This is a genomic window from Streptacidiphilus sp. MAP12-33, from assembly GCF_041261265.1.
GTDB lineage: Bacteria > Actinomycetota > Actinomycetes > Streptomycetales > Streptomycetaceae > Streptacidiphilus.
In genome coordinates this window covers 531,241-549,887 of the sequence record NZ_JBGCCA010000001.1, presented here as the reverse complement: position 1 = coordinate 549,887, position 18,647 = coordinate 531,241, and the positions used below count along the sequence as shown (strand labels likewise).

Genomic DNA, 18,647 nt, shown 5'->3' with positions numbered 1-18,647 from the left:
GCTGCCCGAGCTGCTGCCACCGCGGTCAGATGGGGAGGTCATCCGGCAAGAGGCGGAAGGACTTGTGACGACCCAGGGGGCGCAACGCACGAAAATCACGACGGTCGAGCGTGAGGACGGCATCTGTGTCGTACTCCGACGCCAGGGCCACGTTCACCGCATCCGCAAGGTCGAGGTTGAGTGATGCGTAGCGGGCGCGCAGCGATTGCGCAGCGCCGAGATGCGATTCGGTGACCTCGGGCACGACGACGCGGCCCACGCGCATCCAGCGCCGGATGTCGTCGATCGCGCTGATCGCAGCGTCCCGTCCGAGCTCCCGGGTGGCGACGTGATCGAGTTCGGCCAGCAGCAGCGGGGACATGACCAACAGGCCTGCGGCCATGATGGCCTCGTTCGTTCCCTGGTGCTCAGGGTGCGTCGAGTCCAGTGCGGCCAGCAGGCCCGACGTGTCGGCGACAACAACGATCACGCGGCGGCGTCCGGCGTGGTCCCGCGCTTGGCGGCGTCGGCCACCGCCTCCTGCACGTCCTCCTTCGAGGGCGTGCGGCCCGGCCCCTCGAAGGTGCGGGAGAACAAGGGCTCATCCCAGACGCGGTTGGCCATGGCGGCCAGATGGATGCCCTGTCGAATGATCTCGGCCTCGCTGATGCCGCGACGTGCAGCCGCCTCCTTGATGATGGAGAGGTCTTCAGGATCCGCGTAGACGTTCGTTCGCTTCATGGACATGTACCAAGACTAGTCCATGTCCCACAGGTGGTCCATATCCTCCACCGTGAACCAGGTCGTCGCGATCAGCCTTGCTCACCGAAGAGCACGCGAAGCGCGTCATCGCGGATCCGCTGGGTACTCACCAAGCCCTCCATCATCAGACGGTCGTGTTCTTCAGCGCTCCGCATCAAACGGGCGACTAGTTGCTGCACCTCAGGATCGGGCAGGGTGACAGGAAGAGCAGCCAGCACGTCCAGAGAGATTGCGAGGTGGAGGCAGGGCGTGAACGGAATCGAGTCGGTCGACGCGCTGGTCGAGTTGCTGGCGCGGCATCCGGACGAGGCCAACTGGACCGGCGGGCTGAGCACCGAGGACCTCTCCCTGGCGGAGTCCGAGCTTGGGGTGGGCTTTCCGCCCTCCTACCGGCATTTCCTGAGCAGCCTGGGCAGCTGCGAGGCCGGGAGCGAGGAGTTCCTCGGCGTCTATCGCACCCCGGCGATGGGCGGACGGTTGCTGGGCACCGTGGCGGAGACCCTGGAGGCGCAGGTCGACCTCGCGTTGCCGGGCGCCCTCCTCGTGATCCAGTTCGACGGCATGGGCGGACTCGTCTGTCTCGACGTCTCGCGGCTGGACGAGCAGGGAGAGGCTCCGGTCGCCGTCTGGGACCCGGGCAGCGCCGGCCGGGGTGGACCGGAGCAACTGGACCCGGACTTCGGCACCTACGTCCTCCGGCAGTGCCGGCGCGCGCTGCTTCGCGGCTGACTCGCGGCCCGGCCGAGCCGGGGTCGCGGCGGCGTCAACGCTCGACGAGTCGCTGCAGGCGCGTCGCCGCTTCCTCCAGCACGGCGTCCTGCTTGCAGAAGGTGAACCGGACCTGGGTGCGGCCCGCCTCCTTGTCGTCGTAGAAGACGGAGTTGGGGATCGCCACGACACCACAGCGCTCAGGCAGTGTGCGGCAGAATTCCAGGCCGTCCTTCTCGCCCAGCGGGGCGATGTCGGTGGTGATGAAGTACGTGCCCTGCGGCTCGTAGACCTGGAAGCCGGCGGCGCGCAGGCCCGCGTCGAGCAGGTCGCGCTTGCGGGTGAGGTCGGCACGGAAGTCGGCGAAGTAGGAGTCCGGCAGGCGCAGCGCCTCGGCGACCGCGTACTGGAACGGCCCGGCGCTGACATAGGTCAGGTACTGCTTGGCCGTGCGGACCGCCGCAACCAGCTCCGGGGTGCCCGTGACCCAGCCGACCTTCCAGCCGGTGAAGGAGAAGGTCTTGCCGGCCGAGGAGATGGTGACGGTCCGCTCGCGCATGCCGGGCAACGAGGCCAGCGGGCGGTGCGTGGCGGGGCCGAAGACCAGGTGCTCGTAGACCTCGTCCGTGACGACCAGGAGGTCGTGCTCGACCGCGAGTTCGGCGATCCCCGTGAGCTCCTCGACGGTCAGGACGGTGCCGGTCGGGTTGTGCGGGGTGTTGAGCAGCAGCAGACGGGTGCGCGGGGTGATCAGGGCGCGCAGCTCGTCGAGGTCGGGGCGGAAGGCGGGCGCGCGCAGCGTCAGCGGGACGCGGGCCGCGCCGGCCATGGCGATGCAGGCGGCGTAGGAGTCGTAGAACGGCTCGAAGGCGATGACCTCGTCGCCCGGCTCCAGCAAGGCCAGCAGCGCGGCGGCGATCGCCTCGGTGGCACCGGCCGTGACCAGCACCTCGGTGTCCGGGTCGTAGGCCAGGCCGTAGAAGCGCTGCTGGTGCTCGGCGATCGCGGTACGCAGCTCGGGGATGCCGGGCCCCGGCGGGTACTGGTTGCCGCGCCCCGCGAGCACCGCGTCCGCCGCGGCCTGCGCGACCTCGCGCGGGCCGTCGGTGTCGGGGAAGCCCTGGCCCAGGTTGATCGAGCCCGTCGCGGTGGCGAGCGCCGACATCTCGGCGAAGATCGTCGTTCCCATGCCCGCCAGTCGGCGGTTCAGCAGCGGCCTGTCGGTCATGACCGCAGCATAGGGGGTCGGGTCGGGCGGCGGGCGGCGAAAGACCGGGGCGGAAAGGCCGAGGGGGCGTAGGTCCCTCGGCCGAGGACAGGACCGGACGGGCCGCCTAGTGTCGAAGGGAGACGTCGAGGCGAGGAGCGGGCTGTGCTGGCGAGCGTGGTGCGGGAGTTCGGTGGGCCGCAGGTGCTGCGGCCCGAGCAGGTCGAGGCGCCGGAGGCGGGGCCGGGCGAGGTGCTGGTGCGGGTGGCCGCGGCCGGGGTGCAGTTCGTGGAGACGCAGATCCGGTCCGGCGCCATGGCCGGGACGCCGCTCGCGCCGGACACGCTGCCGTGGACGCCCGGCCGGGAGGTGGCGGGTGAGGTGGTGGCCGTCGGCACGGGCGTGGACCGCGCGCTGCTGGGGCGTCTGGTCGCTGGACAGACGCCCCGTGGTGGCGGCTACGCGGAGGTGGCCGTGCTGGACGCCGCCTCCGCCCATCTCGTCCCCGACGGCCTGGCCGCCGCGGAGGCGGTCTCGCTGCTGGGCACGGGGCGGACGGCGCTCGCGCTGAGCGAACTCGCCCCGATGGGCGCCGGCGACGTGGTGCTGGTGGAGTCCGCCGCGGGCGCGGTGGGTGCGCTGCTGCTCCAGCTCGCCCGGGCGGCGGGCGCGGCCCGGGTGATCGGGCTGGCCCGGGGCGACTCGAAGCTGGCGCTGGCACGGGAGTTCGGCGCCCACAGCGCGGTGGACTACGGGCGGCCCGGCTGGTCGGCCGCGCTCCGCGACGCCGGGGTGACCGTCGTCTTCGACGGTGTCGGCGGCACCGTGGGCCGGGAGGCGTTCGACCTGCTCGGTCCGGGCGGGAGATTCGTGACCTTCGGCTTCGCGAGCGGGTCGGGCACGAGGCTCGACGAGGGCGAGGCGGCGGAGCAGGGCGTCGAGGTGCTCTCCTACTGGGGCCCGCCGGTGGGCCCGCGCGGCCCCCAGGTGCAGCTGCGGCAGACCCGGGACGCCCTCGCGGCGGCCGCGGCGGGCCGGCTGCGGCCGTTCGTCGGCGCCACCTTCCCGCTCGCGGCGGCGGACGCCGCACACCGCGCGATCGAGCGACGGGAGACCGTCGGCAAGACGGTGCTGCTGCCGTAGGGCGGCGGCGCCGCGCTGAGCGCTACCCCCGTGCGCTCAGAGCGGCCGCTCCCCCGGTCCGTCAGCTCGCCGCGGACGCCGGGACCTTCTTGAGCAGCTCGCGGGCCAGGGTGACGGCCTTGGCACCGGTGCCGCTCTGGTCGTTGTACGAGGTGGTGACCACCAGCCGGCCCTCGCGGATCGCGACCAGCGTCTCGCCGCCCTGGAGGTCGGGCGAGGTCATGACGGCCTCGACCGCCTCGTCGCCGAGACCGGTGAGGGTCTTCAGCTTCACGTGCATCGTGTACTTGCTGCCGTTGGAGGACGCCGGGTAGGCCTTGCACTCGGTGAGGACCTTCTTCAGCGCGGCGAAGTCCTGCGTGGCGCGAGCGCCCTCGAAGACGTCCAACTGCTGGTAGTACTCGACGCCGTAGGAGTTCATGAAGTCGTTGCCCGCCGAGGAGGCCGGGCCGATGCCACTGGCGGTCATCCAGCCCGTGCCGCCGAGCAGCTGGCAGGCCTCGGCCTTGGCGACGGCCTTGGTGCTGGGCTCCAGGTAGGCGTCACCGGAGTTCACACCGGCCTGGTTGTCGGCCTTGAGCGAGGGGACGGCCTTGCCCGGCAGCAGGTACGCGGCCAGCTTGGTGCCGGTGGGCAGCCCGGCCGTCGGGTCGGGCGCCGAGGAGGTGGAGGAACCGGCCCCGACGGGCGCGCCGGCGGTCGCCGGCGAGCCGGCGGAGGAGGAACAGGCCGTCAGGGCCAGCGCCGCGCCGGCACAGAGGGCCGCGGCCGCGACGCGGCGGAGGTGCGTGGTCATGGTGGGTCGCCTCTTCCGGGCAGGGGGTGACGTGGCAGGTGGAACGGGTGCACACCCGATCGACCGACACAGGGTCAGCCGGCTGTGCAACGAGAGAATAAGAGCATGAGCTGTTAAGTGAGTCAACACGCGCTCGGCGTGTGAAGCGTGAAGTCGCAGTCGCGTGTGTATGATCGCCGCGGATCCACGGGGGGATCCCGAACGGAGGCGCGACGATGGCCCAGCAGCCCAAAGCCCGCAAGCCGCACGAGCAGGACCTGAACCGCCCGGAGCGCGAGGACCGTTCGGACCGTTCCGAACGCGCGAACCGTTCCGACCGCTCGGACCGCGCGGACCGCTCGGCGGTGACCGCGACCGCGATCGCCCGCCTGGCGGGCGTGGGCCCGGCCGCGGTGAGCAACTGGCGGCGGCGCCACGCCGACTTCCCCAAGCCCGTCGGCGGCACGTCCGGGAGCCCGACCTTCGATCTGGCCGAGGTGGAGACCTGGCTCCGCGCCCAGGGCAAGCTCACCCAGGTGCCGCTGCGCGAACGCGCCTGGCAGCAGGTCGAGCAGTACCCGATCGGCCCGTCCGCCGCTCTCATCCGCCTCGGCGCGGCGCTCACCCTCGGTCCGGACCCCGGCGCCGCGGACACACCGATGCTCACCACCGGCCTCCAGCTCGCGGCAGAGCTCGGGCCCGCGGCCGCGTTCGCGTTCCTGCTGGGCCGCCAGCTCGACTCCGTCTCCCGCCAGCACGCCCTGACACCGCCGGAACCAGCCGCGCTCATGGCCGAGTTGGGCGGCCCTGCGGCCGACGTCCTCGACCCCGCCTGCGGCTTCGGCGGGCTCCTCGACGCCGCACGCGCCCTGCATCCCGATGCCCGGCTCTGCGGCCAGGACGCCGATCCGGAGCTCGCGGCTCTCGCCGAACTCCGGCTCACCCTCGCCGCGGAGGGAGCCGCGAGCGGTGCCGACCCGGGCGGCGGCGTCGGCGGACCCCGGCCCGGGTGGGTCGAGGTGCGGACCGGCGACGCCCTGCGGGCCGACGCGTTCGACCGTCCGCCGCACGCTCCGGGCGCCGACGTGGTGCTGTGTCATCCGCCGTTCAACGAGCGGAACTGGGGCCACGAGGAGCTCGCCTACGACTCCCGCTGGGAGTACGGGCTGCCGCCGCGCACCGAGTCCGAGCTCGCCTGGGTGCAGCACGCGCTCGCGCACGCCCGCGAGGGCGGAACGGCCGTCGTGCTGATGCCGCCCGCCGCCGCGTCCCGCCGCTCGGGCCGCCGCATCCGCGCCGACCTGCTCCGCCGTGGCGCGCTCCGCGCCGTCATCGCCCTCCCGGTCGGGGCCGCCCCGCCGTACGGCATCCCCCTGCACCTGTGGGTCCTGCGCCGCCCCTCCCTCGCACCCGCGCCCGTCGCGGCGACGACGCAGGGGCTGCTGCTCGTCGAGACGGGTGGCCTGCCCTGGCCGGAGGCCCGTGCCGCCGCGCTGGAGGCGTGGCGCGGCGTGGACGCCGGGGAGAGCGGCAGCGGCACCGCCGCCGAACGCCCCGGGGTGAGCCGGGTCGTGGCGGTGGTCGACCTGCTGGACGACGAGGTGGACCTCACCCCCGCCCGGCACCTGCCGCCGGCCGCCGTGGCCGGGGGCGCCCTCGGGCTGGACGAGGTGCGGGAGCAGCTCGCCGACGCCCTGCGTCGCGCGTCCCGGCTGCCCGCGACGGGCGAGGCCGTCGAGGCGGCCGCCGGGGCAGCCGGAACCGCCCGGCCCGGCGGCGGTTGGCCCGCGACCAGCGTCGGGGAGCTGGCCCGCGCCGGGGCGCTCACCCTGCTGACGCCCGCGGGCGGGGACGAGGCGCCGCGGACCCGCGCCGGTGACGTCGTCGTGACCGTGCTCGGCCAGGAGGGCGGCGGCGTGCACGTCGTCACCGAGGACGCGGCGGGCGCGCCGCTGGAACGTGGCCAGCAGTTGCTGCGTCCCGATCCGGACGTGGTCGACCCGTGGTTCCTGGCGGGCTTCCTGCGCTCCACCGCCAACAGCCGCCAGGCGTCGACCTTCACGAGCACCTCCACCCGCCTCGACGCCCGGCGGCTGCAACTGCCGCGCCTCCCGCTGACCGAACAACGGCGCTACGGCGAACGGTTCCGCGCGGTCGCCGAGTTCGAGCAGGCCCTGCGCCAGGCTGCCCGCCTGGGCGAGCAGTTCGCCCAGGGCCTCTACGACGGCCTCGCCGACGGCGGCCCCGCCGGCCGGCCGTGAACGGCGCCGCGCGCACGACGCCGGGAGCGCCACGGTCCGCCCCGGCCAAGCCCGCAGGCCGGTGCGCGACCCCCGCAGCCGGATGGCCGAGGCCCGGCCGGACAGCCCGCTACAGCGCGGTGGGCCGGGGCTGACGGGGGCGGGGTGGGCGGCTGTACGCTACCGACGACCGAGCCCGAGCCCTGGAGCTGCGCATGTACGGCCCCACGCCGCCAGTTCCTCCGTCGCTGCCGCCATCGGCCCCCGCCTACGCCGCCTACCCGCCGCCCGCGGGCCATCCGGGGCAGCCGACGCCCTACCTCGGCTACGGCGCCCACCCCGACCACGGCTTCGCGCCCTACCCGCCCCCGCCACGGTGCGGCACCGCGGCGCGGGTGGGGCTCGTCGTCCTGCGGGTCGTGCTCGGCCTGGTCCCCATCGGCACCATCGGCTTCCTCTCCTGGGTGCCCCTGCTGTTCACGGCCATCCGGCAGCGCAGAGCACAGGACTGGATCGCCCTGGGCATATCCATGGTCGTCGCCACCACGGGCGTCGTCACCCTCGGCAGCAGCAACGACAGCGACACCGACGTCGGCTCGAACGTCGGTATGGCGCTCCTCGTCATCGCCGCCGTGGGCTCGACCGTCTGGTTCCTCGTCGCCGAGCTGCGGCCCCCCGCGGCGGCGGAAGCCGCCCCGCTCCCCCCGCCGTACGCCGTCCACTGGCCCGCCCCGGCCCCGACGTTCGCCGCCCCGACCGCCGCCCCGACAGCCGCGCCACCGCCGCTGGTGCCGCTCGGGCAGGTCCAGGCCGAGCTGGACGAGCTCAGCGCGCTGCTGCGCGGGCACGACCGGCCGGCCGGATGACCCCCGACGCGGGCGGCGCCCGCACCGTCGGCGGGCGGTACGCGTTGACCGCGCTGGTCGGGCAGGGCGGCATGGGCCGGGTGTGGACCGCGCACGACCTGCTGCTGGGCCGCGAGGTCGCGGTCAAGCTGCTGCGGGCCGCCACGCCCGGCAGCACGCACGCCGACGAGCTGCGGCGCAGGTTCGAGCGCGAGTCGCGGGTGACCGCGCGCGTCGGCCACCCGGGTCTGGTCACCGTGCACGACGCCGGGACCGACGCGGACGAGCTCTACCTGGTCATGCAGTACGTGCGCGGGACGGACCTGGCCGACCACCTCGCCGAGAACGACCCCTACCCGTGGCCCTGGGCGGTCGCCGTCGCGGCGCAGCTGTGTCCGGTGCTGGCGGCGGTGCACGACGCCGGTGTCGTGCACCGGGACCTGAAGCCGCGGAACCTGATGCTGCGCCACGACGGCACGCTGGTCGCCCTCGACCTCGGCGTCGCTGCGGTCCTCGGCGCGGACACCACCCGGGTCACGGTGACCGGGTCCCCCGTGGGCAGTCCCGCCTACATGTCGCCCGAGCAGGCGATGGGCACCGCCGTCGGCCCGGCGAGCGACCTCTACTCGCTCGGCGCGGTGCTGTACGAACTGCTCACCGGATCAGCCCCGTTCGAGGGGTCCTCCGCCCTCGGCACGCTGCACCGGCACCTGCACGAGGCGCCCGTGCCGCCGCGCTCGGCCCGTCCGGACCTGCCCCCGGCGCTGGACGCGCTGGTGATGTGGCTGCTCGCGAAGGACCCGGCGCAGCGACCCGCCGACGCGCACACGGTCTACCGGGCGCTGGCGCCGCTGCTGCCGGTCGCGCACCCGCAGCTCTCGTGGACGCCGACGGCCGGGGCCGCGCTGTGCGATCCGACGCGGCCCTTCCGGCTGCCGTTCGCCCCGTGGCCGGACCGTGCACCCTCCGGCCCGGCCCCGGCCTTCCAGAGCGCCGTCCCCGCGCCGCACGGAACTCCGCGCGCGCCCCTGTACGTCGCCCCGCAGACCCCGCCCTACGGCGTTCCGTACGGCGCCTCGCAACCCACCTCGCAGCCCACCGCCCAGCTCGGTGCCCAGCTCGGTGTGCCCGGCACGGAGCCGGGCCCACCGCTCGGCGCGTCGGCCGCCGACCCGGAGGGCGAGCTGCTGGCCGCCACCGTCGACGAGGCCCGGCGCCTGCTCGGGGCGGGGCGGATCAGTCAGGCCCTCGGCCTGCTCGGCAGCGCGCTGCGCACGGCCGAGGGCCGGCACGGCGTCGACTCCCCGGTGGCCGCCGCGCTGCGCCGCCAGTACGCGGCCCTCCAGCCGCACGCTGGCGCCTACGGCGGCCCTGCCGCGCCCGGCGCCCCCGTCGGCCCGGGCGGCCCCGGCACAAACAGCACGGCCGGTGCGACGCCGCACCGGCCGTGAGGTTGGAACAGACCCGGACTCAGCCGGTCGTGGTCGGCAGCTCGCCCGCGGCGCTGGCGGAGAGCCAGTCGGACCAGCTCAGCGTGAAGCCCGCGTAGCCGTTGTCACCCGAGACTGCGGCGCGCGAGGAGCCGGTGATGGTGACCGGGTCGCCGGGCTCGACCAGGTTGTAGTACCACTCCGAGTCGGACAGCGACAGGTGCACGCAGCCGTGCGAGCCGTAGCTGTGGCCGGGGTACGGGTCGCCCGTGGAGTAGTGCACGTAGGTGCCGGAGTCCGTCAGGTGGACGTCCCACGGGAGGGTCAGGTCGTAGTAGTTCGGGCTGCTCTTGTCGCAGCTGATGCCGACGCTGCAGGAGGTCATCCGGACCTCCGCCTGCTTGTCGATCACGGCCATCGTGCCGTTCCAGGACGGGAAGGTCGGGCTGCCCGCGTCGATCGGCATCGTCTTGATCAGCGAGCCGTTCTTGTAGACCTTCATCCAGTGGCCGGGCACGCTGACCTTGGTCTCGACGTCGGCGCCGATGGTGAAGCTGTGGTGGTAGTCGTGGGTGCCCCAGCGACCGTTGCCGTCACCGACGTTGTTCAGGTCGGCGTTGATGGTGACCTTGGTGCCGGAGGGCCAGAAGCTCTGCGGGCGCCAGTCGACGCGGCGGCTGGAGAACCAGTGCCACGCGCCGGTCATCGGCGTGGAGGTGGTGACCTTGAGGGCCTGCTCGACGGCCTTGCGGGCGGAGTCGGCCACGGAGTGCGTGAACACGATCGAGATCGGCTGTGCGACGCCGACGGTCTCGTTGTCCAGCGGGTAGATCGAGTCCAGCTGGACCGGCGGACCCGCGGGGTGCGTCGGCGACGGGCTCGCTGACGGGCTGGCGCTGGCGCTGGTCGACGCGCCCGTACTGCCGGCAACCGGTGCGTCGGACCCCTTGGCCGACGTCGCGGAGGCTGAGCCCCCACACCCACTGGCACCGAACGCGACCGCGCCCGCCAGCAGTGCTATACCGATCCCGTTCTTGATCCGCCCTACGCGCCCCACCACGCCACCTGCTCCGCTCACGTCACATCGTCCTCACTGGACGTCTTCAACACGTCCAGAGAGACCGAACACTACGCAAGCGGTTGCAGGCGTCATGTAAAGCAAAGGTCAAGATTAGGACTCGGCGGAGTCGCCGTCGCCCGCGTCACCCTCGGCGTCCTCGTCGTCCACGGCCTTGACCAGGCCCAGACGCTCGTTGATCCACTGGTTGAAGGTGACCGCGGCCTGGACCCAGTTCACGACCATGGCCGCGAAGTAGTTGATGTTCACACCGAGGCCGACGATCATCTGCGTCTCGCCGACGATGCGCAGCTCACCCTCGTCGGTGGTCTGCGTGTAGACCTTCGGCCACAGGGTCTCGCGGTTCCACTCGTCCAGCGCCTCCAGCAGCGCGGGCTTGGCCGCGAGCTCGTGCGCGTGCGCGTAGAAGGCACGGACCGCGAAGAGCTCCTTCTGCTCGCCGCGGAACATGAAGTAGACCTGGAACTCCTCCCAGGGCGCGACGACGTCGCCCTCGCCGTCGACCGTGTGCTTGAGCTGCATCTGGTCCAGCAGCTGCTTCACGAGCTCGGCGTCAGGAACGATCACCGGCGGCGGACCCTGCGGCGTCTGCGGCTGCTGGGGCTGCCCTCCGCCGAAGTTGGGGATGGCGGACGGGTCGATGCTCACGACAGGGGTTCCCTTCGGGGATTACGGCTTGCCGTCCCTCATCCTGCCTCACGGGAGGGTGCTGCGCCCAGTGTCCACGGCTGTGGGTCGGCCCCGGGGGCGGCGGTCGCACCGCCACCCCCCGGGTGCGGCTCCCACGTGGCGGATCACGACCGGACGCTCACAAACGGTCGATCACCGGGCACCGGTCAGGAGCAGCTGATCAACAGCGAGGTGAGCACCGTGCAGCTGCGGCTCGCCGTGTCGTTCGCAGGGTTGAGGTCGACCGGGCCGGAGGCCGTGCGGGCGACCGTGACGGTGTAGGGCAGGCCCAGGGTGAGCAGCCCCACCGGGACGGTGAACTGGCGGGTGGTGCTCGCTCCCGCGGCGAGGGACCCCACGCCGCAGCTCACGTTGCGGCCGGTGACGGTGCAGTCGGGGGAGGGCGCCGCCATGGGTGCGGGCAGCTGGGCGGTGACCGTGGCCGAGGCGAGTGCGGAGGGGCCGTGGTCGGTGACCGTCACCGTGTAGACGATCGATCCGCCGAGCAGCGCCGGGTGCGGTGTGGCGGCGAGGGTGACGCCCACGTCGGCGGCGGCGTAGGCGAACGCGTCGGACGGGCCGGTGGCGCTGGTGCCCCCCGGAGTGGTGACCTGGACGTCGACGGTGCCGACGGTGCCCGCCGGAGCCACGGCGGTGCAGCTCTGGTCGGTGCAGGAGAAGGACCTGGCGGCGTTGCCGGGACCGAAGTCCACCGCTGTCGCGCCACCGAGGTGGGTGCCGGAGACGGTGACGGTGGTGCCGCCCGCGGGCGGGCCCGTGGCCGGGCTGACGCCGGTGACCACGGGCGCGGGCACGGTGAGGGCGACGGCCAGGCCGGCCGGGTCCGCGCCGACCGCGGTGGTGGTCACCACCTGCTCGGTGCTCGCGTCCAGGGTGGTGACGGAGGCCGAGCCGAGGTCGCTGACCAGCACCCGGGAGCCGTCCGGGGTGACCGCGACGCCCTGCGGATTCGTGCCGCCGGGGAGGACCGTGGTCGTCCCGGAGGCAGTGTCCAGCACGGCCACGGTGTGGGCGGGGCCGTCCGCCAGGTAGAGACGGGAGCCGTCCGGGGTGAGCGCCAGGGCGTAGGGGACGGCGGGGACCGCGAAGGCGGTCGTGGTGTCGGCCGCGGTGTCGAGGACCGAGACCGTCGTCGAGCCCTGGTCGGCCAGGTACAGGCGGGAGCCGTCCGTGCTCAGGGCGAGGGCCACGGGGACCCCGCTCGTCGGCAGCGTCGCGGTCACCGTGTCCGTCGCGGTGGAGACCACCGAGAGCGCGCCGCCGGAGCCGCTGTCCGCGACGTAGAGGGTGCCGCCGTCGGGGCTGACCGCGAGCGCGTCCGGTCCCGCACCGACCACGATCGTGCTCACGACGGTGTCGCTCCCGGTGTCGAGCACGGAGACCGTGTCGGTGCCCTGGTTCGCCACGTAGACGCGGGAGCCGTCCGGGCCGACCACGGCCGCCGTGGGGCTGGAGCCGACCGGGACCTGGGCCGTGACGGTGTTGGTGTGCGTGTCGATGACGGCGAGGTTGTTGGAGCCGATGTTCGGCACGTAGACGTGGGCGCCGTCCGGCGCGGCGGCCGCGCCCTGCGGGTCGTAGCCGACGCCTGCGACGGTGGCCTTGACCGTGCCCGTGGCGACGTCCACCACGGAGACGGCGTTGGCTCCCGCGTCGGCGACGTAGGCGGTGGCGACGCCACCGGACGGGGCAGCCGCCTGCGCGGCCGGCGCGGTTGCGCCGAGAGCTCCGGCGACGGTGAGGCCGAGGCTGACGCCGAGCACCGCCGTCAGCGACCGGACCCGCCCACGGACACGCCCGCGCACCGGTCCTAAGGTCCGTGCGGCGGAGCCGCCGGACGGCAGCAAGGGATACGACGAGGACATGAAGAGGACTCCCCCCTCGGCGCGCCACCGCGGCGGGCACCGGTCGGAGCCCTCGGACCTCGGCGGTGCGACATGCTCCGAGCGCCGTCGAACCCGTCGGCGGCGCCACCGGGGAACAGGATTCCGAAGGACCCCACCGGCCACAAGGGAACGGGAGATGACCACGCATCACCTCGCCCGCTGCGCCATACTCCGCCCGGACGGTGACGCGGCAGGGCCCCGCCCGCGGAAAGCGTGCGGGGCCCTGCCGCGTTTCGGTGCGCGCCTCAGTCCTTGCGGGTGACGGTGAGCCGGTCCGCGCCCTCGTCCGCGTCGACCAGGACGCTGTCGCCGTCGCGGACGTCGCCGCCCAGGATCGCGCGGGCGAGCTGGTCGCCGATCGCCGACTGGACCAGGCGACGCAACGGGCGTGCGCCGTACGCCGGGTCGTAGCCGGTGAGCGAGAGCCACTCGCGGGCGGCCTCGGTGACGTCGAGGGTGATCCGGCGGTCGGCCAGGCGCCGGTCCAGTGCGGCGACCTGGAGGTCGACGATCCGGCCGAGCTCCGTCGTGGAGAGCGGCTCGAAGACCACGATGTCGTCGAGGCGGTTGAGGAACTCCGGCTTGAACGAGGCCCGGACGACGTCCAGGACGCGGTCCTTCTTGACGGAGTCCTCCACCGCCGGATCGACGAGGAACTGACTTCCCAGGTTGGAGGTCAGGATCAGGATGGCGTTGCGGAAGTCCACCGTCCGGCCCTGGCCGTCCGTGAGGCGGCCGTCGTCCAGCACCTGGAGCAGGATGTCGAAGACCTCCGGGTGCGCCTTCTCGACCTCGTCCAGCAGCACCACCGTGTACGGGCGGCGCCGGACGGCCTCGGTGAGCTGGCCGCCCTCCTCGTAGCCGACGTAGCCGGGGGGAGCGCCGACCAGCCGCGCCACGCTGTGCTTCTCGCTGTACTCGCTCATGTCGATGCGGACCATGGCCCGCTCGTCGTCGAAGAGGAAGTCCGCGAGCGCCTTGGCCAGCTCGGTCTTGCCGACGCCGGTCGGGCCGAGGAAGAGGAAGGAGCCGGTGGGACGGTCCGGGTCCGCGATGCCGGAGCGGGCGCGCCGCACCGCGTCGGAGACGGCCTGGACGGCGGCGTACTGGCCGACCAGACGGCGCCCGAGCTCGTCCTCCATCCGCAGCAGCTTCGCCGTCTCGCCCTCCATCAGCCGCCCGGCGGGAATGCCCGTCCAGGACGCCACGACGTCGGCGACGTCGTCCGGGCCGACCTCCTCCTTGACCATGGACGAGGTGGTGGACTCGGTGCGGGCCGCGTCCTGGGCCTCGGCGAGCTCCTGCTCGGCGGCCGGGATGTCCGCGTACATCAGCCGGGAGGCGGAGGCGAAGTCACCGTCGCGCTGGGCGCGTTCGGCCTGGCCGCGCAGGTCGTCGAGGCGCTCCTTGAGCTCGCCGACCTTGTTGAGGCTGCTCTTCTCCTGCTGCCAGCGGGCGGTGAGCGCGCCCAACTGCTCCTGCTTGTCGGCGAGATCGCGGCGCAGCCGGTCCAGCCGGTCGACGGAGGCGGCGTCGGACTCCTTGGACAGCGCCATCTCCTCCATCCGCAGCCGGTCGACGGAGCGCTGCAACTCGTCGATCTCGACCGGGGAGGAGTCGATCTCCATGCGCAGCCGGGACGCTGCCTCGTCGACCAGGTCGATGGCCTTGTCCGGCAGGAAGCGGGAGGTGATGTAGCGGTTGGACAGGGTGGCGGCCGCGACCAGCGCCGCGTCCGCGATCTGCACCTTGTGGTGGGCCTCGTAGCGGCCCTTGAGCCCGCGCAGGATCGCGATGGTGTCCTCGACGCTGGGCTCGCCGACCAGAACCTGCTGGAAGCGGCGCTCCAGCGCGGCGTCCTTCTCGATCCGCTCGCGGTACTCGTCCAGCGTGGTCGCGCCGACCATGCGCAGCTCGCCGCGGGCCAGCATGGGCTTGAGCATGTTGCCGGCGTCCATCGCCGAGTCGCCACCGGCGCCCGCGCCGACGAGCGTGTGCAGCTCGTCGATGAACGTGATGACCTGGCCCTCGCTGGACTTGATGTCGTTCAGGACAGCCTTGAGCCGCTCCTCGAACTCGCCGCGGTACTTGGCACCGGCGACCATCGCGCCGAGGTCGAGCGAGACCAGGCGCTTGCCGCGCAGCGACTCCGGCACGTCGCCGGCGACGATGCGCTGGGCCAGGCCCTCGACGACGGCGGTCTTGCCGACGCCGGGCTCGCCGATCAGCACGGGGTTGTTCTTGGTGCGGCGCGAGAGCACCTGCACGACGCGGCGGATCTCGTGGTCGCGGCCGATGACCGGGTCGAGCTTGCCGTCGCGGGCGGCCTGGGTGAGGTCGGTGCCGTACTTCTCCAGGGCCTTGTAGCTGCCCTCGGGGTCGGCGGAGGTGACCCGGGCGCTGCCGCGGACCTCCTTGAACGCCTCCAGCAGCCGCTTGGCGGTGGCGCCCTCGGCCTTGAGCGCGTCGGCCGCCGCGCCGCCCTCGGCGGCGAGGCCGACCATCAGGTGCTCGGTGGAGACGTACTGGTCGTCCAGCTCGGCCGCGCGGGCGGCGGCCTCGTTCAGCACGGCGACGGTCTGCCGCGCCAGCTGCGGCGCGGCGACCGTCGAGCCCTGCGCGCTGGGCAGCGCGAGGGCGAGCCGCTCGGCGGCGCCGCGCAGGCGCGCCGGGTCGGCCCCGACGGCCTCCAGCAGCGGCCGGGCGATGCCCTCGGGCTGCTCCAGCAGGGCGAGAAGCACGTGCACCGGCGTCACGTCGGGGTTGCCGGCCCCGGACGCCTGCCGGATCGCCGCGGACAGGGCCTCCTGGGCCTTGGTGGTGAGCTTGCTGGCATCCACGTGTGTTCGGTCCTCCTCGCCGGTCCCGCCGGCTCGCCTATGTCTGCCCTGTCAAGCATGACATAAGTTGAGCCTATTGCACTCAACCTTTGACGGGTGTCCCCGGCTCAGACCTCGTGCGGGTGCTCCTCGGCGTGGAGGTGGTCCACGCAGACGGCGACGGACAGCAGGAGCGGGATGTCCTCGCCGTCCGCGACGTCGATCGCGTAGGTGTCCCGGATCGAGAACCACTTCTTGCTGACCTGGGCGATCCGCCGCCCGTCGCGCTCCAGGGTGAACTCGTGGTCGGTGAAGTTGCCGTGCACCTCGATCTCGCCGCCGCCGACGGAGTCCTCCAGCTCGGCGAGGTACTTGTCGCGGAAGACGGTGATCAGCTTCTTCCTGACCGTGGCGATCCGGTCGTCGTCCCGCTCGATCATCATCGTGTCGCGCACGGAGATCAGCTTCTTCTTGATCACCGCGACGATCTCACCCGTGTGGTGGTCCTTGAGCTCGAACGTCTCGCGGACGCGCAGCGCCTTTCCGTCGACGAGGAAGGCCTTGTCGCCGTGTTCGGTGGTGATCCAGTGGTCGTCGCCGATACCGAAGACCCGCTCGCGCATCAGAAACTTCATGGCGCTGTCCCTCTCTCGCATGTGCCGGAGCGTCACCGCACATGCTGCCACCCGAGGCGGGGCTCAGCCCACGCCCGAAGGCACCCGCGAGGGCGTGCGGTACAGCTCCTCGTCGACGCCCGCCAGCCGGGAGGGGCGCAGCCGGGGGCCGAGCCCGTACAGCTCCTGGAAGCTCATGATCAGCGGACGCCACCGGTCCGGGTCGATCCGGTTCGGGTGACCGGGCATCCGGATCTCCTCGGCGACGTGCACCCGGACCACCTCCAACTCCACGGTCAGCACCCGGCCGCGCTGCTCCGGGTCGTCCTCGGCGAGGGAGTGGAAGGCGACGGCCTCCGCCTCCAGCTGCACCGGGCACTCCAGCGCCCGGGGCGCGTCGACACTCAGCCCGGTGCGCGGGGTGAGGCCCGCCAGGCCGAACTTGTCGGCCTCGTGCCGGTAGCCCTTGCGCAGCTTGCCCTCCGGCACCGGATCGGAGCCGGTCGTCAGTGCGATCCGGTCCACGACGTGGGCCTGCTCGGCCGAGGGCAGGTTGAGCACGCAGGCGCCGTTGCGGCGCAGGTTGGTGATGGTGTGCGAGCCGGCGCCCATGCCGATCACGGCCCGATGGCCGAGCCAGAACGCGGAGGAGATGGGCGCGAGGTTGGACGAGCCGTCCTCGTTGCGGGTACCGAGCAGGACGACCGGCGTGCCGAAGTAGAGGATCGCGGGCGAGATCTCGACGCTGCGGTCGGCGGTACGTGGCGTACGGTTCATGCCGTCCAGGCTCCGCGATCACCGGCCCGCCGTCCGGCGGGAATCGGACGTCGCGTCCGGGCAGGGCCGGGCGGGGCCGTCAAGGCCGAGCCGAGCCGTCAAGGCTGGATGGCTACCGGTGACGGGCTCCGGCCCTGCGTCACCGCCCTCGGTCCAGCGCTCCCACCGCGCGTCGACCCGCTCGCTGAACCGCTCCAGTCGTGCGACGACGCCCACGTCCACCCTCCCGGTCGGCGCTCAGGCTAGTGCAGGGCCCCGTGCGAGGTGGGGTGAACCGAACCCCAGCGGTGTCGTGGCTGCTCCCTCGTTCGGCCGGGCGACGGAAGCGACCATGGAGAAGTCAGCAAGCCTGCCGATCCAAGGAGTTGGAACCATGGCCACGCTCACCTCCGCCCCGCTCGGCGCCCCCTCCCGCTCGGTCGCACGACGGGCCGGCGCCGGGACGCGGCGCTGGGTGTCCGGCACCACGCTGCGCGGGATGACCGCGTTTCCGCTGGCGCTGGTCGCGGTGCCGCTCGCGCTCACCGGACAGGCCGGGCGCGCGGCGGCCTGGCAGCGCGCGGCGGTGCGGCGCTGGTCACCGGCGCGGGCCGCGGCGGCCGAGCCTCGCGGCGGTGCCGTACGGGTGCTCGCGCACAGCGCGCTCGTCGCCGTTCCCGCCCTGGCCGGGTTCCTGACCGGCTGCGTCGCCGCGTTCACCGTCTACTCCGGCTACCTCTACTTCCTCCGCCCCGACGCCGCGCCGGCGCTCGGCCACCCGTTCACCGCCGACCACCGCTTCGACAACGCCTGGGGCGGGCCCACCCTGGTCGGCGCGTGGCTGACACACAGCCTCGTCGCCTTCGGCATCCAGCTCGGCGCACTGCTCGTCGTCCACGCGCTGACCGCGGTCCAGGACCGCTGCACGCGCCGGATGCTGTCCCGCACGCGCTAACGTCGGCGCTCATGACGCCTCCCGACGCGCCCGACTCGTCACCGGGTCCGCTCCCGGTTCCGCTGCCGGGTCCGCTGCCAGGTCCGCTCCCGGGCCCACTGCTGGGATCCGGCCGCACCGCCGACGTCTACGCCCTCCCGGACGGGCGCGTCCTGCGCCGCTACCGCGACGGGCTCGATGCCACCACCGAACTCGCGGTCATGGCACGGCTACTGGAGCACGGCTACCCCGTTCCGCGGGTCTGGCCGCGCGGCGGGCGGCACGAACTGGTCATGGAGCGGCTGAGCGGACCCACGCTCGCGGAGGCCGTCGCGGTCGGCACGGTGTCCGCCGAGGCCGCCGCCGCGATCCTGGCCACCCTGCTGGACCGGCTCCACGCGATACCCGCGCGCACGTCCGCCGACCCGGCCGACCGGACGCTCCACATGGACTTCCACCCGGTGAACGTGATGCTGACCCCGCACGGCCCGGTCGTCATCGACTGGGCCACCGCGACCGAGGGCCCGCCCGCGCTCGACCGCGCGACGAGCGCGCTCATCCTTGCCCAGGCCGCGGTCGCCATGCCCGAGTTCGCGGCTCTGGCCCGCGCGGTCCTGCCGCCCTTCCTGCGCCTGCTCGGCCCACTCGATCCGGACCGGATCACCGAGGCCCGCCTGCTCCGCGCCGGCAACCCGACCCTGTCCCGCCCCGAGATCGCCGCGCTCGACGAGGCGGTGGCGCTCATCGCCCGGGGCGGCTGACCGGCCTGGGCGATGATGGC

The 18,647-nt window shown here is 73.4% G+C and carries 18 protein-coding genes; 7 read left to right on the top strand and 11 right to left on the bottom strand.

The window, feature by feature from the left end:
• Positions 1-25: 25 nt before the first annotated feature.
• The 3 genes from ABH931_RS02580 to ABH931_RS02570 form a co-directional block, all read right to left on the bottom strand.
• Complete coding sequence (locus ABH931_RS02580) at positions 26-469, bottom strand: PIN domain-containing protein (protein ID WP_370109383.1); 444 nt, start codon at positions 467-469, stop codon at positions 26-28.
• Complete coding sequence (locus ABH931_RS02575) at positions 466-726, bottom strand: CopG family transcriptional regulator (protein ID WP_370109382.1); 261 nt, start codon at positions 724-726, stop codon at positions 466-468. The genes ABH931_RS02580 and ABH931_RS02575 overlap by 4 nt, the downstream gene beginning before the upstream one ends.
• Positions 727-791: 65 nt before the next feature.
• Complete coding sequence (locus ABH931_RS02570) at positions 792-959, bottom strand: hypothetical protein (RefSeq protein WP_370109380.1); 168 nt, start codon at positions 957-959, stop codon at positions 792-794.
• A gap of 31 nt (positions 960-990) precedes the next feature.
• On the opposite strand from ABH931_RS02570, the gene ABH931_RS02565 reads away from it, so the two are divergent.
• Positions 991-1,470 (top strand): SMI1/KNR4 family protein, encoded by a 480-nt coding sequence (locus ABH931_RS02565; RefSeq protein ID WP_370109378.1) that lies wholly within the window; start codon positions 991-993, stop codon positions 1,468-1,470.
• A 34-nt stretch (positions 1,471-1,504) separates the two neighbouring features.
• Here ABH931_RS02565 and ABH931_RS02560 read toward each other — a convergent pair whose 3' ends face one another.
• On the bottom strand, positions 1,505-2,677 hold the full coding sequence (locus tag ABH931_RS02560; protein ID WP_370109376.1) for a pyridoxal phosphate-dependent aminotransferase: 1,173 nt from the start codon (positions 2,675-2,677) through the stop codon (positions 1,505-1,507).
• A gap of 144 nt (positions 2,678-2,821) precedes the next feature.
• Between ABH931_RS02560 and ABH931_RS02555 the strand changes: the two genes are divergently transcribed.
• Entirely contained in the window at positions 2,822-3,799 is a 978-nt protein-coding gene (locus ABH931_RS02555) for a zinc-binding dehydrogenase (protein ID WP_370109375.1), read from the top strand.
• Positions 3,800-3,860: 61 nt separating this feature from the next.
• Here the strand turns inward: ABH931_RS02555 and ABH931_RS02550 are convergent, their stop codons facing one another.
• Positions 3,861-4,595, bottom strand: a complete 735-nt coding sequence (locus ABH931_RS02550; RefSeq protein WP_370109373.1) for a hypothetical protein — start codon at positions 4,593-4,595, stop codon at positions 3,861-3,863.
• A 215-nt stretch (positions 4,596-4,810) separates the two neighbouring features.
• Between ABH931_RS02550 and ABH931_RS02545 the strand changes: the two genes are divergently transcribed.
• The 3 genes from ABH931_RS02545 (at position 4,811) to ABH931_RS02535 (ending at position 9,110) form a co-directional block, all read left to right on the top strand.
• Complete coding sequence (locus tag ABH931_RS02545) at positions 4,811-6,835, top strand: N-6 DNA methylase (RefSeq protein ID WP_370109372.1); 2,025 nt, start codon at positions 4,811-4,813, stop codon at positions 6,833-6,835.
• Positions 6,836-7,029: 194 nt separating this feature from the next.
• Positions 7,030-7,680: a hypothetical protein gene (locus ABH931_RS02540; RefSeq protein ID WP_370109371.1), complete on the top strand. Its 651-nt coding sequence runs from the start codon at positions 7,030-7,032 to the stop codon at positions 7,678-7,680.
• Positions 7,677-9,110 (top strand): protein kinase, encoded by a 1,434-nt coding sequence (locus ABH931_RS02535; protein ID WP_370109370.1) that lies wholly within the window; start codon positions 7,677-7,679, stop codon positions 9,108-9,110. Before ABH931_RS02540 ends, ABH931_RS02535 begins: the two co-directional genes overlap by 4 nt.
• Positions 9,111-9,129: 19 nt before the next feature.
• Here ABH931_RS02535 and ABH931_RS02530 read toward each other — a convergent pair whose 3' ends face one another.
• From ABH931_RS02530 to ABH931_RS02505, 6 genes are all read right to left on the bottom strand, one after another.
• Complete coding sequence (locus tag ABH931_RS02530) at positions 9,130-10,167, bottom strand: Ig-like domain-containing protein (RefSeq protein WP_370109369.1); 1,038 nt, start codon at positions 10,165-10,167, stop codon at positions 9,130-9,132.
• Positions 10,168-10,260: 93 nt separating this feature from the next.
• Positions 10,261-10,815, bottom strand: coding sequence for a YbjN domain-containing protein (locus ABH931_RS02525; protein WP_370109367.1), 555 nt, complete (start codon positions 10,813-10,815; stop codon positions 10,261-10,263).
• A 188-nt stretch (positions 10,816-11,003) separates the two neighbouring features.
• Positions 11,004-12,722 (bottom strand): beta-propeller fold lactonase family protein, encoded by a 1,719-nt coding sequence (locus ABH931_RS02520; protein WP_370109366.1) that lies wholly within the window; start codon positions 12,720-12,722, stop codon positions 11,004-11,006.
• Positions 12,723-12,988: 266 nt separating this feature from the next.
• Positions 12,989-15,583 carry an ATP-dependent chaperone ClpB gene (clpB, locus tag ABH931_RS02515; protein WP_370109364.1) on the bottom strand — a complete coding sequence of 865 codons (2,595 nt, stop codon included), beginning with the start codon at positions 15,581-15,583 and terminating at the stop codon, positions 12,989-12,991.
• A gap of 107 nt (positions 15,584-15,690) precedes the next feature.
• Positions 15,691-16,197 carry an LURP-one-related/scramblase family protein gene (locus ABH931_RS02510; protein ID WP_370109362.1) on the bottom strand — a complete coding sequence of 169 codons (507 nt, stop codon included), beginning with the start codon at positions 16,195-16,197 and terminating at the stop codon, positions 15,691-15,693.
• A 63-nt stretch (positions 16,198-16,260) separates the two neighbouring features.
• The gene (locus ABH931_RS02505) at positions 16,261-16,953 is read right to left on the bottom strand and encodes a flavin reductase family protein (RefSeq protein WP_370109361.1); all 693 of its coding nucleotides are present in this window, start codon (positions 16,951-16,953) and stop codon (positions 16,261-16,263) included.
• A 373-nt stretch (positions 16,954-17,326) separates the two neighbouring features.
• Between ABH931_RS02505 and ABH931_RS02500 the strand changes: the two genes are divergently transcribed.
• Positions 17,327-17,887: a hypothetical protein gene (locus ABH931_RS02500; protein ID WP_370109360.1), complete on the top strand. Its 561-nt coding sequence runs from the start codon at positions 17,327-17,329 to the stop codon at positions 17,885-17,887.
• Positions 17,888-17,898: 11 nt separating this feature from the next.
• Positions 17,899-18,627, top strand: a complete 729-nt coding sequence (locus ABH931_RS02495; RefSeq protein WP_370109359.1) for a phosphotransferase — start codon at positions 17,899-17,901, stop codon at positions 18,625-18,627.
• The last annotated feature ends 20 nt before the right edge of the window (positions 18,628-18,647 follow it).

Coding starts and splice junctions, on each gene's coding strand:
- ABH931_RS02540 (WP_370109371.1), top strand. CDS start 7,030: ATGTACGGCCCCACGCCGCCAGTTCCTCCGTCGCTGCCGCCATCGGCC.
- ABH931_RS02500 (WP_370109360.1), top strand. CDS start 17,327: ATGGCCACGCTCACCTCCGCCCCGCTCGGCGCCCCCTCCCGCTCGGTC.
- ABH931_RS02505 (WP_370109361.1), bottom strand. CDS start 16,953: ATGAACCGTACGCCACGTACCGCCGACCGCAGCGTCGAGATCTCGCCC.
- ABH931_RS02495 (WP_370109359.1), top strand. CDS start 17,899: ATGACGCCTCCCGACGCGCCCGACTCGTCACCGGGTCCGCTCCCGGTT.
- ABH931_RS02550 (WP_370109373.1), bottom strand. CDS start 4,595: ATGACCACGCACCTCCGCCGCGTCGCGGCCGCGGCCCTCTGTGCCGGC.
- ABH931_RS02575 (WP_370109382.1), bottom strand. CDS start 726: ATGTCCATGAAGCGAACGAACGTCTACGCGGATCCTGAAGACCTCTCC.
- ABH931_RS02545 (WP_370109372.1), top strand. CDS start 4,811: ATGGCCCAGCAGCCCAAAGCCCGCAAGCCGCACGAGCAGGACCTGAAC.
- ABH931_RS02520 (WP_370109366.1), bottom strand. CDS start 12,722: ATGTCCTCGTCGTATCCCTTGCTGCCGTCCGGCGGCTCCGCCGCACGG.
- ABH931_RS02510 (WP_370109362.1), bottom strand. CDS start 16,197: ATGAAGTTTCTGATGCGCGAGCGGGTCTTCGGTATCGGCGACGACCAC.
- ABH931_RS02535 (WP_370109370.1), top strand. CDS start 7,677: ATGACCCCCGACGCGGGCGGCGCCCGCACCGTCGGCGGGCGGTACGCG.
- ABH931_RS02560 (WP_370109376.1), bottom strand. CDS start 2,677: ATGACCGACAGGCCGCTGCTGAACCGCCGACTGGCGGGCATGGGAACG.